The sequence below is a fragment of the Actinokineospora sp. NPDC051303 genome, assembly GCF_055586285.1.
In genome coordinates, this window is the sequence record NZ_JBVJIN010000006.1 from 35,770 (window position 1) to 51,483 (window position 15,714).

Genomic DNA, 15,714 nt, shown 5'->3' on the forward strand with positions numbered 1-15,714 from the left:
CCTTTGTCGCATGTGGACCAATCCGACCTTTTTCAGGAGGTAGTGATGAATCAAACCGATGACCAACCGGGCGGCCTCAGGGTGCGCACAGCCCTGCTGGCCGCCGCGTTGGCCGCGGGCGCCGTGCTGGCCGGGGCCGCCACCGTGATCGGGTTTCCCGAGCGGGCGCAGGCCGCGGCCGAGGCGACCAAGCCGCGGCTGGTGTGCAGCGGAACCGTGCGAGCCCAGTTCAGTCCCGCGGTCACCTCCCTGCCCAGGGAAATCCAGGGCTCTGGTGTCGGGACGCTGGACAACTGCTACTCGCCCGACCATTCCGCCGACGGTCTGCGGTCGGCCAAAGTGGAGTTCACCGGCTCCGGGCGGGCGAGCTGCGTCCAGCAGCGCGTCGACTCCGGCCAGGTGCGCATCACCTGGTACGCGAAGACCCAGCAGCGAGGCAAGGTCGTGGGCACGACCGTGATCGAGAACATCGACGAGCAGTCGGTGGAAAACGACAACCAGGCCGCCCGGCACGTTTTCGCCGAGGCGACCGGCCGGGCGACCGAGGACAGCGCGGTCTTCCCCGGCGAGTCCGCCCGGGTCAGCGGAAACGCGCCCAACACCGGTCTGTGCCCGCTTTTCGGGATCAGCGACGGAACGGGAACCGTGACCGCGGTTTTCGGGGTCCCGGCGTCCTGAGGGTGGTCTGATCTGTGCGAATGGTCAACGGCGGTCCCCGGTTCCCGGGCGGCGTCCACACCGTGGTGCGCGCGCTCGGGACCGGGTCTGCCCGCCGCCCGAAACTGGTCATCGGCCTGTGGGCCGCCGCGGTGCTGCTGTCGCTGACTCTGCTGCCGCACCTGTTTGGCGCCCTGGGGACGCTGCCGCTGCGGGTCGCCGACTCGGACTCGGCGACAACCGGCGAGGTGCTGTCGCGGACCTTCCCGGAACTGGGCGACGAGCAGATGATCGTGGTTTTCCATTCGGCGGAAATCACGTCGCAGGACCCTGTTTTCCAACTCGCGGTGTCGGCTGGCTCGGCCATGCTCCGCGCGCAACCCGGGGTCAGCGCCGTCCAGGCCGACCCGCCGATGGCCCGAGGGCACCTCGACCCACGCACCGCGTACGCCCTGGCGGGCCTCACCGGCGACGACAACGCGCGCGCCGCCGCGGTGCCCGCGCAGCAGGCGGCGCTGCGGCAAGCCACGGCGGAGGCGTCCCAGGGCAAGGTCCACGCGTCGCTGGTCGGCGTGTCATCGATCTTCGTGGACCTGCGCGACATCGACATGGCCGACCTGCGCCGGGCGGAAAGCGTCGCGCTCCCGATTGTCGCGGTGATCCTGCTGCTGGGCCTGGGCGCGGTCGGCGCGACGGCGCTGCCCCTGGTGTTCGGCGGCATGGTCGTCGCCGTGGGCGTCGGCCTGCTCTCACTCGTGTCGTTCGTGGCGCCCACCAACACCCTCGTCCTCACCCTCGCCGTGATGACGGGCTGGGCGCTCGGGCTGGACTACGCCATTCTCATGCTGCTGCGCTACCGGCAGGAGATCAGAGCCCGCCGAACCCACGACGAGGCGATCGCCACCGCGACGTCCACGGCCGGGGTCACCGCGTGCGTCTCCAGTCTGGCGATCGCGCTGTGCTCGTGCGGACTGCTGTTCGTCAGCTCGGACATCTTCCGCGACTGCTTCGTCGGCGTCGTCATCGTCGCCGCGGTCACGGTGGCCGCCGCCCTGACGTTGATGCCCGCGCTGCTCGGCCTGGCGGGGCGCTGGCTGGACCTGGGAACCCTGCCGTGGCGGCGGAAAAACGCGGCCGACACGGGAGCGCGCTGGACCCGCTGGGCGCACCACCTCATGCGGCGCCCATGGCGCTACCTCACGGCCGCGACCGTCGCGCTGGCCCTGGCCGCGGCGCCCGCGCTGGACTTCCGGCTGGGACTGGACCTCGACCGCCCCGCGATGGGCGCCACCGACTCGGGGCAGGGTTTCCTGCACATCGAAGAGGACTCACTGCCCGGACTCACCGCGGCGTCCCAGATCATGCTGCCGCGCCCCGCGGGCGCCCCCGCCCCGGACACCGCGCCGCTCACGGCCGCGCTGCTCGCCGACCCCCGCGTCGTCGACGTCTTGGTCCTGGACAACGGCGAAGACGCCACCCTGGTCAACGTGGTCCCCACCCTGCCCGTCGACTCGCCGGACACCACCGCGTTCATCACCTGGCTGCGAACCATGGCGCCGAACCACCTGCCCCCCGGTCAGCCGGTGGGCGTCACCGGCCCGGCGGCCACTGTGGCCGACCTCATCTCCGAGGTCACCGGGAAAACGTGGTGGATCATCGGCTTCGTGCTGGTCATCTCGGCGCTGTTCTTGTTCTTCTGCTTCCGCAGCCTGGTGATCCCACTCAAGGCCATCGTGATGAACTTCCTGTCCGCCGCGGCGACCTTCGGTTTGCTCACCCAGGTCTATGAAGTCGACTCGACCGGGGTGCTCAACTTCTACCTCCCCGTGGTCACCTTCGTCACCCTGTTCGCGATCTCCATGGACTATGAGATGTTCCTCATGCGCCGCATTCAGGAGCATTACCGCGAACATGGCGACAACCGGATCGCGGTGGCCGCGGGGATGCGGCAGACGGCCCTGCCGATCACCCTTGCCGCGAGCGCCATGGTGACGGTTTTCGCTGCTCTGCTTACCGCTGACCGCATTGAGATCCGGCAGATTGGATTTGCTCTCGCGGTGGCTGTCGCGATCGATGCGACGGTGGTGCGGTTGGTGTTGGTTCCGGTGATGTTGCGGCTGTTTGGGCGTTACAACTGGTGGCTTCCTTGGTGGTTGGCTCGGTTGTTTGGTGAGTCTGTTGGGGTTGTTGGTGAGGTTTCGGGGCGGGAGGTGCGGGCGCGGGAGGGGGTGGCTCGGTGATTTGCTGGGGCTGCTCTGGGTCTGTCTGCTCGATGGGGTGGAGTGGTTTCTTTGGGGCCCCTACGAAGGAAGATCCCGTCGTGGGAAAGACGGGTGGGGAGCCTTCGGCCCCACGACCACGGCGAGTTTAGGGATCTTCCTTCTCCCCCAAAGAAACCACTCCACCCCATCGAGCACCTGGCAGGGTTACGTGCGGCCTGGCAGGGGGTGGGTTCGCTGCTCATTTCGCCCCATCGAGCACTGGGCGGGCGGTGGTTCGGCTTCGTGGAGGGCGGGTCTGCTGCTCTTTGCTTTGGCCCATTGGGTATCTGGCAGGAGCGGGGTTATCGGGTGCGTGGGCCCAGGATGGGGTCGGACTCGGTTAGGCCGATGTCGCTGGGGGGTTGGCGGTCGCCGAAGACGCGGTGGTGTTGGGTGGCTCGTAGGGTTAGGTGGGCTTCTGCGGGTTTGGGGAAGTTGTGGCGGGTGCGGGCTTCGGTGGGGGTGAGGGTTTCGGGGGTGGTGGGTGGGATGTTGAGGAGGACTGGGGCCACGATGGGGACAGTTGAGGGGGACAGCAGGTGCAGGGCGGCTAGTTGGAACCAGCGGCTGAGTCGGCTTAGGCGGAAGGAGATTCGCATGACCGGCACGATTAGCGCGTCCAGCAGGCGGCTTTGGTGGATTCCTGCCATGTCGCGCATCCAGTGGGGCATGGTGGCGATGGTGGCTATGCGCAGGGCGGTGGTGGTGATCAGGGTCCCGGGCCAGTACACGGGGGGCATGGGGGGCAGCATCGCCTCCGCGTGCAGCAGGTGGTCCATTGTGGACTGGGCGACTGGGGAGCCGACCAACTGGGGGCGCATCCACTCGAAGTAGGTGCGCACGCTGTCGCGGTCGTGGGGGATGTCGGCGGGGTCGCAGGTTTGCAGTTCGGCCGCGGTGGCGCAGTCGGCCCAGTAGCGGGCCTCCTCGTCCGGGGTGAGTTTGCCGGGGCCGTACTTCTCGTAGGCGTAGAGGATCGAGTGCCAGGCGGTCATGTGGATCCACAGCTGCGAGTCGGGGTCGTTCGCGTCGTAGGGCTGGCCGCTGCCCGGTTCGATGCCGATGCCGATGGAGTGGACCTTGACCAGCACGTCGGCGGCCTTCATGGTGTCGCGGGTACCCGCGAACGCCACCATCGCGAAATAGCGCAGGGTGCGGTCGTAGCGGGTGCGCGGGCGGGTGCGGATCGCTTTGGTCGCGTCGACGGAGGCGACCAAAGCGGGGTCCAGTTCCTCGACCACGACGGCGCGCTGGAAACCCACGGTGAGCGAGGTCGGGTAGGTCCAGACCTTCCAGGTCACCGAGTCGGGGCCGAAGAAGCCGTGGTCGGCGTGTGGCGGGATCGTGGAGCGGGCGGACCGGGCCAGCGTCAGCAGGCGCCCGATCGACGGGGGAGCGTCGGACTTCGCGCCGGTCACCGCGGTCAGCACCGGCAGCGCCACCCGCAGCAGGCCGAGCAGCAGCAGGCCGACCGCGCCGGTGCCGAGCAGGACCACCACGGACAGGGTGAAAACCCACGCGGACGGCGACTGCCAGCGCACCTCGTCGCCGTAGTAGAGCACGCCCGCCAGGGCGAGCACCCCGAACGAGACCAGCGCGGCCAGGCCGACCGCGGCCCGCCGCAGGTCCCCGCCGACGGTCGCCTGCAAGATCACCAGGCCGATCACGACCATCAGCACGGACAGCTGGCGCAGGTCCAGCGCGCTCACCGGCCACGGCCACCACGACCCGAACATTTCGGGGCGGGCGAAGAACGCCGCCCCGGCGGCCAGCAGCCCGGCCCCTTCGAGCCCGGCGACGAACCGCGCCCACCCGGGCATCGGCGCGGTGCGGTCCCCCTCGTCCTCCCGGCGGCTGAGCTGCGGCGGCAGCGTCACCACCGTGAGCAGCAGCGGCACGACCCCGAGCGCGAACAGCCACAGGTCCGCGACGGGCACGCTCAGCGAGGCGATGTCACGGGGCAGGTGCAGCTCGCCGCCGTGCGAGTTGACCGCGAGCATGGTGCCGCAGGCCAGGACGAGCGGGACGAAGGCCGCGATCCGGGCGTTCGCCCAGCCCGGCTCCAGCGCGGCCAGCGCGAACAGCACCACGGCCGCGCCGAACCCGGCCCCCAGGGTGGTGGCCGTGAGCGGGCTCGCCGTCGTCCACGCGAACCAGACATCCGTCGCGCCGCTGCCCGCGTACAGCGCCAGAAACGCCGCCCCGCACACCAGCGCGAACGGCGCGAACAGGCCGTCGCGCACGGCCGGTCGCAGCGCCTTGCCCGCAGCCTCCGGCGCGCGCAGCCTGCGATCAGAACGGTCTTCAGTCGATCCTACGTACATGGCGCCTCCCGGTGGGCCACCGAGTGTGGCAGGCAAACCCGCAGGTAGGGAACAGGAACGCCACAATTCTTACTGCGCCGTAGTGTTTGTGGCCGGGGATCGTGGCCGTCGTGACAAGTGCCGGGAAGGTCGGCAGGGTTCCCGGCCGGGTCGCCGCTCAGGGACCGAACCAGCGTTGGACGGCCGCGCGCAGGGTGACCGGGTCCGGGTGGGCGTCGCTCGACGCCCACGCCACGTGCGAGTCCGGGCGGAGCAGGAGCGCGGTGACGTCGGTGTCCGCGGTGGCGCGCACGGCCTCGACGCCGTCCGCGCGCAGGCCGCCGGTTTCGGTCAGGTCGATCAGCAGCGGCCGGGCCCGCCTGGCCAGCTCGGCGAGGCGGACCACGCCGTCTGGGGTGCGCAGGTCGAGGTCGGGGGCGAGCCACCCGGCGAGCGGGTGGGCGTCCTCGGCCACCGGGTAGCGGACGTCCGCGCCCGCGACGAGGTCGGCGACGGCCCGGGTGACGCCCGGCTGGGCCAGCAGCTCGCCGAACAGTCGGCGCAGGCCGGTGACGTCGTCGCCGGGGGCGAGCAGCGCCGCCTGGGCCTGCGCGAAGGTGACGGCCCGGTCGGCGGCCGGGCGGCGCTCGGCCTCGTAGGTGTCGAGGACGTCGGCGCCGCCGTTGACCGCCGCCGCGAGCTTCCAGCCCAGGTTCACCGCGTCCTGCATGCCGATGTTGAGGCCCGTGCCGCCCGCGGCGAACACGTGCGCCGCGTCGCCGACGAGGAACACCCGGCCTGCCCGGTACCGGTCGGCGACCCGGGTGTTGCCGCCGTCGATGCGGCGCAGCGCGTGCGGCCCCTCGCCGGTCGGCGGGCCAAGCGGGACATCGACGCCCAGCACCCGGCTGACACTGGCCCGCAGCTCGGCGAGGGTCACCGGCTCGGCGGACGCCGGGGCGTCCCACTCGACAGTCGTGACCAGGGGCGGGCGGCCGGGGAGCGGCGCGTGGGAGAAGCCGCCGCGCGCGGTGCGGAGGGGGACGAACGGCAGGATCGGGTCGTGGCCGGGCACGGTCAGCGCGCCGGTCGCGGGGTCGAGCCAGTCCGCGGGCAGGGTGGCGTGCGCGGTGCGGCTGGTGGTCCGGTCGTGGGTGACACCGGGAAAGCCGATGCCCGCGGCCTTGCGGACGGGGCTGTGCGCGCTGTCGGCTCCGACGACGTATCGGGCGCGCAGCCCGTAGGTCCCGGCGGGGGAGTCGACGGTGAGGGTGACGCCGTCCTCGTCCTGGGCGAGCCCAGCGAACTCGTGCCCGCGGCGGATGTCGGCGCCGAGTTCGTTCGCGCGTTCCTCCAGAACCCGCACGGTGGTCGCCTCGGGCACCGGGAGGGTGTGGACCGGGCTGTCCGCGATCACGCTGAGGTCGAGCGGCATCGCGGCGAACATGAAGTAGCCATTGTTGGGCCGCGGCGGCCCGGGGTGGCCACTGAGCGGCTCGAACAGCCCGCGCCGGTCGACCACGCGCACGACCTGCCCGACGAGACCGTTCGACCGAGGCTCGTCACCGGGTTCGGCGCGCCGCTCCAGCACCACCGGCCGGACCCCACCCAGCGCGAGTTCACAGGCGAGCATCAGCCCGTTGGGCCCACCGCCGACGACAACCACATCCACATCCACGTTGGCGTTCCTCACGTTCGTGCGGGGTCGGGTGCCCCGGCGCGGTTTTGGTTGATGACCTCGCGCAAAGCCGATCCGATTGGCCGAATGTCGTCCAGTGCGAGTTGGCGGGTGAGCATTAGCCGTTGGGTCTGCCGCCGATGATGACCGCATTGGGTGGTTCGCTGTGGGGCCCTGGTGGGTGCCTGTTTGGGTGGTTCGCCTTGATTTGGGGTCCCTCGAAATGGGCCTGCGCGGGTTAAAAGGCGGGGCGAAGGAACCCCACCCGCGCCGCGAGTTTAGGCCCATTTCCCCCAAATCAAGGCGAACCACCCAAACAGGCTGTTGGTCTTGGCCCGTTGCTTTGGTGGTGGGCTGGGCAAGGCGGGAGGTCGGCGCCCGATGGGCTTGTGCGGCCAACCTACCTCGCCCAGTTCCCGCAGAAGCCCGAGTGGTTCACGGTCATGTTGGCGTTTCTCATTTCTGTGCGGGGTCGGGCGCCCCGGCTCGGAGCTGGCAGAAGACTTCGCGCAGCACGGGCCCGATCGGCTGGGTGGGGTCGCGCGACCAGTGGGCCAGTGCTGTGCCGAGTCCGGCGCTGACCATGGCGGCGACGATCCGCGGGTACAGGTCGTCCGCGGTGGTGCCGGTGCGGGCGGCGACGGCGACGGTCAGCTCGTCCTGCGCGGCGGCGTGGGCGCGGAACACCTCGTGCTGGATCGCGGGCTCGGCGAGCAGTTTCCGTAGCGCCGTGGGATACCGGTCGTCCGGGATTGGCGTCGCCGCGGGCTCGAACTGGGCGACGACCGCGTGGGTGAGGGCGTCCCAGAGCGGTTCGTCGGCGGGCCGTTCGCGCAGTGTCTCGGCGATGCGCTGTCCGCGCGCGACGTGGGTGGCGACGACCGCCTCGGCCTTGTTGGCGAAGTAGTTGCGGAAGGTGCGCTCGGAGACGTTCGCCGCCGCGGCGATGTCCGCCACCGACACGTTGTCCAGCCCGTGCGCCAAGGCGAGTCGGATCGTCGCCTGGCTCAGCGCGAGCCGGGTTTCCCGCTTCTTGCGTTCGCGCAACCCGTCGTCGTCCGTGGCCATGCCACCCAGGCTAGCCAAACTTGCCGACTCTGCAAAGTTTCCGATTCGGAAAGTTTCAGCCCTGGCGGGACACCCGCACCATCTCCGGCCGGTCCACGACCTTGATGCGCTCGCGGCCGTGCGGCTCGCCGAGCGCCCGCTCGTAGGCGTCGAGATTCTTCCAGCCCTGCCAGGTGGTGAACTCGATGCCGCGCTGGTCCAGGAACGCCACCACCGCGCCGGGGTCGGGCTGGGCCGCCGGGCGCAAGGTCGGGGCGTCGGCCAGCAGGGACGCCACCGTCTCCGACGAGCAGCCCTTGGTGTGGCCGATGAGGCCGATCGGGCCGCGCTTGATCCAGCCGGACACGTAGACGCCGGGCACCAGGTCGTCGTCCATGTCCAGCACGCGGCCCCTGCTGTGCGGGACGGTGCCGGAGACGTGGTCGAACGGCAGGTCCGCCAGGTGCGTCGACAGGTAGCCCACCGCCCGGTACACGGCCTGGACGTCCCAGTCGTGGAACACCCCGGTGCCGCGCACGTTCCCGTCGCCGGTCAACTCGGTGCGCTCGGTGCGCAGGCCGGTGACCTTGCCGTCGGCGCCGAGGATGGCGGCCGGGGCGTGGAAGAAATGCAGGTGCAGCCTGCGCGGGCGGTCGCCGATGTCGCGGATTGCCCATTCCTGCAAGGTTTTGACCACCATGTCGACCTGCTTGGAGCCGCGGATGGCGGCCAGCGAGCCCGCGTCGAACTCGATGTCCGCCGGGTCGACGATCACCTCGACAGTGGGCGAGTGGTCCAGTTCCCGCAGTTCCAGCGGGGTGAACTTGGCCTGGGCTGGCCCGCGCCTGCCGAACACGTGCACGTCGGTGACCGCGTTGGCGGCCAGGCCCGCGTGGACGTTGTCCGGGATCTCGGTGGCCAGCATCTCCTCGGCGGACTTGGCCAGCACCCTGGCCACGTCCAGCGCCACGTTGCCCGCGCCGAGGACGGCCACCGAGCGGGCGGTGAGCGGCCAGGTGCGCGGCACGTCGGGGTGGCCGTCGTACCAGGAGACGAACTCGGCCGCGCCGTGGCTGCCGTCGAGGTCGACGCCCGGGATGTCGAGGGGCCGGTCGTTCACCGCGCCGGTGGCGAAGACGACGGCGTCGTAGAACTGGCGCAACTCCTCCAGTTTGAGGTCCGTGCCGTAGTCGATGTTGCCGAACAGGCGCACGCCCGGCTTCTCCAGCACGCGGTGCAGCGCGTCCACGATGCCCTTGATCCGGGGGTGGTCGGGCGCGACCCCGTACCGGATGAGGCCGAACGGCGCGGGCATCCGCTCGAACAGGTCCACGCTGACCCGCGCCCCGGACTTGACCAGCGCGTCGACGGTGTAGATCCCGGCGGGACCGGCGCCGACCACGGCGACGCGCAGGGGACGGCTCACCGGGCGCTCCTGGGGTTCTGGTGGGAGGAGATCACGCAGCAATACTAAGGTAAGGCTAGCCTTAGTTGAAGGTGATCCCGCTTACCAGGCGCCTCAAGCCGCGGTGGCGGTGATGTGCCGCAGGGTCGGCACGCACGTCGCGAACAGCGTGTTCGCCCAGTCGCGGGACAGCCGTTCCCCGACGCCGATCACGGACATGCCCGCGGCCTTGGCGGCTCGGGCGCCCACGACCGTGTCCTCGATGGCGATCGCCTCATGGGGGTCGGTGTCGAGCAGGTGCAGGGCCGCGCGGTAGGGCTCCGGGGCCGGTTTGCCCTCGGTCACGTCGTCGGCGCTGATGAGGATGTTCGGGTCCGCGATCCCCAGCGAGCACAGGCGGCGGGTCACGACGTGGCGGCTGCCGGAGGTGACGATCGCCGTCGCCCGCCGGGGGACGCTGCGGTACAGCTCCAGCGCGCCGGGCATCGGCGGGGTGTCCGCGGCGAGCTCGTACTCGATGCGCTGGATCTCGCCCGCCTCGGTCTCCGGGTCCAGGTGCGGCGCGGCCATCCGGACGAACTCGACGTCGGTGAGGGAGCGCGACGCCTCGGCCAGGCCTGCCATGCCGATCCGCCTGCTCGCCGCCCAGTGGGTCACGGCCCGGTCGATGTGGTCGTGCGAGTCGGCGAGCACGCCGTCGAGGTCGAAGCAGACCGCGCGGCAGCGCAGCTCCAGCGTGCCGATCCGGAGCAGGATGCCGGTGCGCTCGGAAGTCCCCAGGTTGTTGTTCATTCGACGGTCACACTCTTGGCCAGGTTGCGCGGGCGGTCGACGTCGCGGTCGAGGATGGTCGCCGTGTGGTAGGCGAACAGTTGCAGCGCCACCCCCATCACGATGTGGTCGAGCAGCGGGTGGATGGCGGGCAGCCGGATGGTGGTCGCGCCGAACTCGCAGGTCTGGTGCTGGGAGAACACCACGACGTTCCCGGCGCGGGCCTGGATCTGCGAGACCAGGGTCGCGTCCTGGTTTCCGCTGTCGTCGTTGGCCGCCACCACCACCGACACGTGCTCGGGGTCGACCAGCGCGAGCGGCCCGTGCTTGAGCTCGGAGGACTGGTAGGCCTCGGCGTGGATGTAGGAGATTTCCTTGATCTTCTGCGCGCCCTCGCGGGCGACCGGCCACGACGCGCCCCGACCGAGGTAGTACATGCTTCGGTACGCGTGCACCGATTCCGCCGCCGCCCGGATCTCGGCCTCCTTGCCCGCCAACAGGTCCGCCAGGATCGTCGGCAGGATCGGCAGCGCCAGGTCCAGTTCCAGCAGCTCCACGGATCTCGCGCCGTAGTCCGCGCGGGCCAGCCACGCCGCCAGCGCCAGCCCGGCGATCTGCATGTTGGTCACCACCTTGGTCGAGGCGACCGACACCTCCGCGCCCGCGCGCAGGTGGATCGACGCGCCGCTGTCGCGGTCGAGGCTGGAGCCGACCACGTTGACGAACGACAGCGTCTGCACCGGGTGCCGCCGCAGGTACCGGTGGGCGTGCAGGGTGTCCAGCGTCTCCCCGGACTGGCTGATGAGCACGTAGAGGCAGTCCGGCTCGACCACCGGGCGCCGCTGGATGAACTCCGCCGCGGGCTCGGCCGCGGCCGGGACGCGCGCGAGATGCTCCACAAAGGACGCCGAGACTTCGCCAGCGTAGTACGACGATCCGCACCCGAGGAAGCGGACGCGTTTGATCGCGGCGCGGTCGAGCGCGGCGCTCCAGTCCGCGGGCGAGCCGGGGGCGATCGGCGAGAACAGCGCGGCGATCGCCGCCCGCGTTGTGCTCGGCTGGTCGTTGATCTCCTTGAGCAGGAAGTTCGGGTAGGATCCCTTGCCCTGCCAACCGGATTCCCGGCTCGCGGGCTTCCAGTCCCGCCCGGCGGGAACGGCGGTGGTGACGGTGACGACCTCGCCGTCGAGGATGTGCGAGTAGTGCGTGCACTCGCTCGCCAGCGCGGCCCGGTCGGAGGCGATGTGCACGGCGCGGCCGTCGATGCCGATGAGCAGCGGGCTGCCGTTCGCCGCCGCGATCAGCGTGCCGGGCAGGTCCGCGGCGATGACCAGCACCGCGTAGTCCCCGTCGACGCGGGCGAGGACAAGGCGCAGGGCCGCCTCGGTGTCGGCGCCTTGGCCGCGGTGCCAGGCGACGAGGTGGGTGAGGACTTCGCTGTCGGTGTCCGAGACGGCGCTGACGCCGAGGCCGTCGAGTTCGCCCCGCAGTTCCGCGATGTTGCGAATGGTTCCATTGTGGACGATGGCGATGGACCTGTCGTAGCTCAGGTGCGGGTGCGCGTTGCGGGTCGACGGCGCGCCGTGCGTCGCCCACCGGGTGTGCGCGATCCCGGACCCCGCGACGGGGTCCGGCGGCAGCGCGGCCGCCAGCGTGGCCACCGAGCCGACGGACTTGCGCACGTCGATGCCGCCCGCCGCGTGGATGGCCATCCCGGCGGAGTCGTAACCCCGGTACTCCAGCCGCTCAAGCGCGGTGGTCAGGGCCTGCCGGATGTCGTTGATTCCTGTGATTCCTGCGATTCCGCACATGTTCTCACTCGTTCTCGTGGTCAGGCCGGGAGATCGGGCAGTGTCGGGCCGGAATGGTTGACGGGGAAGTACTCGGGGACCCGGAACGCCTCCGCGGCCGCGGCGCCGCACTGGAGGCCGCGCAGCGCCGCCTGTTTGACGACATAGTCGAGGTAATCCGTGCCGTCCGTGCAGCGCAGCCAGTCGTTCTGGCTCCGGTGCGCGCGAAGCATGTCGAGCTTGGTGTCCAAGGTGTCGGAGATGTCGACCCAGCGCTGCGGGGTGGCGCCGACGAGCGCCAGAGTGTCCATATGGAACACAGCGGGGAGTGACTCGATCGCGGCGCTCGCGGTCCGCTGCAACGGAGACGCGGCGAGTTGGAGGCTGTTGAGCGCGATCGCCGCCGCGGCCCGGTGGTCGGGGTGGTAGTCGTGCGGATCGGGGATGACCAGGACGTCGGGCCGGAACGCCCGCAGCACCTCGGCGAAGGCGACGCGAGTCCGCGGGCTGTCGAACAGGAAGCCGTCCGGCTCGCCGAGCAGGAACAGGCGGGCGTCGAGAACGCCCGCGGAAAGCTCGGCCTCACGCGCCCGCACCGCCGCGATCTCCGCTTTGTCGCCATCGGGCGCGCCGAGATCGCCGTTGGTCAGCACGCAGATCCCCACGGTGTGGCCGTTTCGCCGGTAGCGCGCGAGAGTTCCCGCGCAGAGGATTTCCACGTCGTCGGGGTGCGCGCCGACGGCCAGCACGTTCACGCGGGCACCGCCAGGCCGACCAGCTCGCCGAGGAAGCGCAGTTCGGCGTGGAAGTGCGAGTCCGGCAGGAAATGGGCGCGGGTCCGCTCCCGCGCCGAGGCGCCGATGGCCCGGCTCGTCTCGGGAGCGGTGATCAGCTCCGTGATGGACAGTCCGAAGTAATCATCCGGGTCGGGCAGGTCGACGGTGCGCCCGTAGCGGGAATCGGGGATCTGCGTGGTGATGCCGCCCACGCGGGTCGCGACGACGGGCCGCGCCTTCCACAGCGCTTCGGTGACGGTCAAACCGAATCCCTCCGATCGGCTTTTCTGGGTCACGACCGCGGCGTGCCGCTGGGCCGCGTTGACCACCCGGGCGTTCGCCGCCGAATCCGCGGTCGGCAGGCAGCACAGCTGGACCCGGGACCGCACGGCGGCGGGCAGCCGGTTCCAGTGCTCAAGACACCGCCGGAAGTACTCGGCCGCTTCCGGGTCGTCGGCCACCCCGTCGACCTGTGGCCCGATGAGGCTCAGGTAGGCGTCCGTCGCGGGCGCGACGGTCCGCGCGAAGCTGTCCATCACCCCGACCATGTCCTTCACCGAGTCCCACCGGGACACCTGCACGACCATCGGGATCTCCGGCGCGGGCGCGGGGCCCTCCCGCACGACCAAGAGGCCCGGGACCTGGCCGGGGTCCCGCGCCCCGGCTCCCGCGAGCAGGCCCCACCCAGCCAGCAGAGACCGCGCCTGGTTCTGCGAGAGCGCGTTGTTCTTCGCCGACATCGGGTCGATGAACGGGGTGATCGCCGCGCTGGGCAGACCGCCCCCGCCCGCGAGGACGACGTCGCGGAAGTGCGGCTGGGTGGTGATGATCCCGCGCGCCCGCCGCAGGAACGGGGCCAGGAACGCGCTGGAGCGGACGGTGTGCTCGTTCGGCTCGTCCGCGCCGTTGTGCGCCCGCCACACGGGAATGGCGCCCAGTTCGGCGACGTGCTCGCACAGGCCCGCCGTCTGCGGGTCGTGCAGGACCACCACGTCGCCGGGCCGGACGTGCCGCCCCAGGTCGGCCGCGGCGTCCCGGCTGACCCGGCGGAACTGGTCCGCCTGCGCCACGCCGAGCGGCCCCCGGTCGCCCGCGACGCCGGAGATCCCGTTGTCGATTCGTTTGGTGGTGGTGAAGAAGTCGGTGTCCGCCTCGATCACGAGCCACCGGACGTCGATGCCCAGCGCGTGCCCGTAGCCCAGGATCGGCCTGAGCATCTCGGCGACCCCGCCGCCGTCCGAGGTGGAGTTGACGTGCCACACGGTGGGCATGGCCGCCGCCCACCTGGCTCCCGTCGCGTCGAGGCGGTCCGCGCGCTCACCGGTCAGGCAGGCGCGCAGCCCGGCCAGCGAGTGCTGGCCGACCGCCACTTCACGCAGGCGTGCCGATCTCATCGTTGCCCTCCTTGTCGCCTGCTGGGAGCAGGGCGCACGTGCGCGTCGAGATGGCGGGTGGCCAGCGCGGTGGTCGCCGCGGCGGCCAGCCCGATGATCGCGATGGTGGTTGTGAGGCCCGCTTCCTCGGCCACCACGCCGACCAGCGGCGGGCCCGCGAGGTAGGCGAGGTAGCCGACCGCGCTCACGCTGGCGGTGGCGGTCGCGACCGCGTGCGGCATCCGTTCCGCGGCCACGGACATGGACAGCGGGAACACCGGGCCGAGAGCCAGCCCGATCACCGACACCGCCGCGAACGCGCCGAGCGCGCTGGGCTGGGCGAGCCCCACCGCCAGGGCCGCCGCGATCGTGGTCGCGGACCAGCGCAGGACGGTCCGCTGCCCGAACCGGGCCACCACGGCGTCGCCGAAGGACCGGGACACGAACATGGCGACGCTGAACGCGACGACGGCCGCCGAGCCGAGGTCCACCCCGCCCGCGAAGTCGCGGGCGACGAGCAGCGCCGACCAGTCGGTGACCATGCCCTCCACGAGCAGCCCGCTGACGGCGATCGCCGCCACCGCGAGGGGGAGCGCCGCGATGCCCCGCAGCGGTGACATGGTCGGCGCCGCGGTGTGCTCGGCGGCGGATGGGGAGGTGCGCGGGAGCGTCGGCGCCGCCACGGCCAAGAGCACCAGCAGGATCACGGCGACCGTGGCGAAGTGGGCGAGGACGCCCGCGTCCAGGTTCGTGGCGAGCGTGCCGCCCGCCGCTCCGAAAAGGACACCGAGGCTGTAACCGCCGTGCAGGCGCGAGATCACCGACGGCTTGTCCGGGGTCTGCCGCTGGAACTCGATGCCCGCGGTGTTCATCGCCACGTCCAGGCACCCGCTGGCCGCTCCGAGCAGCATGAGCACGAGGCCGAGGGACACCCCGTCCCTGGCCGCGGCGATCAGCGGGAGCAGCCCGGCGAACAGCAGGCTGGAGCCGACGCACAGGCCGCGGACGCTGACGAACCGCATCAGCCAGCCGGTGCCCAGCAGCGCCGGGACCGAACCGGCGGCCACCCCGAACAGCGCCACGCCCAGCGCGGCGTCCGAGAGCCCCAAGGCGGCTTTGACCTCGGGGATGCGCGGCGCCCAACTGGACAGCACGGCGCCGTTGAGGAAGAACACCAGCCACAGACTGGTGACGTGGTGGGTCGAGCGTGGGGTTCTTCTCATCAAAGCGCCTCGCGGCCGCCCTGACGGGAATGTTCGACGGCCCCCGGACGGTCAGGAACCGCTGCGGCCCGAATCCGGGCCACCTCTTCCTGCCTTGATCACAACACACTTATTTCGCGTCCGCAAGGACCGTCCACTGGTGAACTGAGTCACCGCGCCGCAGTCGGGTGGGAGCATAAAATAAACGTCAAAGATGAACGCCGTGTGAACCAGTGTGGACGGACTTGGACGATTTCCGGGATGGCGCGTTTGCCCGGATTTTCGCTTGTGTGGCAAGAGAAGTCGATCTAGCCACAGTGGACCTTCGTCGCGCGGCGCGCTCTCGACCCTCCGCATCGCGCCGATTACCGCTCGTGTGGCCACGTCGGAGTGGTGGTGTCCACGCCGTGGCCTGCGGCTGAATAATCGGCGCGCCAAAGATCATCGAGGG

At 71.0% G+C, this 15,714-nt stretch carries 11 protein-coding genes; 2 read left to right on the forward strand and 9 right to left on the reverse strand.

What is annotated here, in order from left to right; all coding sequences use genetic code 11:
* Positions 1-45: 45 nt before the first annotated feature.
* Both ACZ6SD_RS06650 and ACZ6SD_RS06655 read left to right on the forward strand, forming a co-directional pair.
* Complete coding sequence (locus ACZ6SD_RS06650) at positions 46-678, forward strand: hypothetical protein (protein ID WP_465315922.1); 633 nt, start codon at positions 46-48, stop codon at positions 676-678.
* 20 nt (positions 679-698) lie between these two features.
* Positions 699-2,897 carry an MMPL family transporter gene (locus ACZ6SD_RS06655; protein WP_465316049.1) on the forward strand — a complete coding sequence of 733 codons (2,199 nt, stop codon included), beginning with the start codon at positions 699-701 and terminating at the stop codon, positions 2,895-2,897.
* Positions 2,898-3,220: 323 nt separating this feature from the next.
* Here ACZ6SD_RS06655 and ACZ6SD_RS06660 read toward each other — a convergent pair whose 3' ends face one another.
* From ACZ6SD_RS06660 to ACZ6SD_RS06700, 9 genes are all read right to left on the reverse strand, one after another.
* Complete coding sequence (locus ACZ6SD_RS06660; protein WP_465315923.1) at positions 3,221-5,242, reverse strand: oxygenase MpaB family protein; 2,022 nt, start codon at positions 5,240-5,242, stop codon at positions 3,221-3,223.
* Positions 5,243-5,399: 157 nt separating this feature from the next.
* A complete protein-coding gene (locus ACZ6SD_RS06665) occupies positions 5,400-6,899 on the reverse strand; it encodes an FAD-dependent monooxygenase (RefSeq protein WP_465315924.1) in 1,500 nt (499 codons plus the stop codon).
* A 456-nt stretch (positions 6,900-7,355) separates the two neighbouring features.
* Entirely contained in the window at positions 7,356-7,967 is a 612-nt protein-coding gene (locus tag ACZ6SD_RS06670; protein ID WP_465315925.1) for a TetR/AcrR family transcriptional regulator, read from the reverse strand.
* A 55-nt stretch (positions 7,968-8,022) separates the two neighbouring features.
* Positions 8,023-9,372, reverse strand: a complete 1,350-nt coding sequence (locus ACZ6SD_RS06675; protein ID WP_465315926.1) for an FAD-dependent oxidoreductase — start codon at positions 9,370-9,372, stop codon at positions 8,023-8,025.
* Positions 9,373-9,465: 93 nt separating this feature from the next.
* Positions 9,466-10,143: an HAD family hydrolase gene (locus tag ACZ6SD_RS06680; protein WP_465315927.1), complete on the reverse strand. Its 678-nt coding sequence runs from the start codon at positions 10,141-10,143 to the stop codon at positions 9,466-9,468.
* Positions 10,140-11,933 carry a glutamine--fructose-6-phosphate transaminase (isomerizing) gene (gene glmS / locus ACZ6SD_RS06685; protein WP_465315928.1) on the reverse strand — a complete coding sequence of 598 codons (1,794 nt, stop codon included), beginning with the start codon at positions 11,931-11,933 and terminating at the stop codon, positions 10,140-10,142. The genes ACZ6SD_RS06680 and glmS overlap by 4 nt, the downstream gene beginning before the upstream one ends.
* A 20-nt stretch (positions 11,934-11,953) precedes the next feature.
* Positions 11,954-12,667 carry a PIG-L deacetylase family protein gene (locus ACZ6SD_RS06690; protein WP_465315929.1) on the reverse strand — a complete coding sequence of 238 codons (714 nt, stop codon included), beginning with the start codon at positions 12,665-12,667 and terminating at the stop codon, positions 11,954-11,956.
* A complete protein-coding gene (locus ACZ6SD_RS06695) occupies positions 12,664-14,082 on the reverse strand; it encodes a glycosyltransferase (RefSeq protein ID WP_465315930.1) in 1,419 nt (472 codons plus the stop codon). The genes ACZ6SD_RS06690 and ACZ6SD_RS06695 overlap by 4 nt, the downstream gene beginning before the upstream one ends.
* Positions 14,079-15,284, reverse strand: a complete 1,206-nt coding sequence (locus ACZ6SD_RS06700; RefSeq protein ID WP_465315931.1) for an MFS transporter — start codon at positions 15,282-15,284, stop codon at positions 14,079-14,081. The genes ACZ6SD_RS06695 and ACZ6SD_RS06700 overlap by 4 nt, the downstream gene beginning before the upstream one ends.
* Between the last annotated feature and the right edge of the window lie 430 nt (positions 15,285-15,714).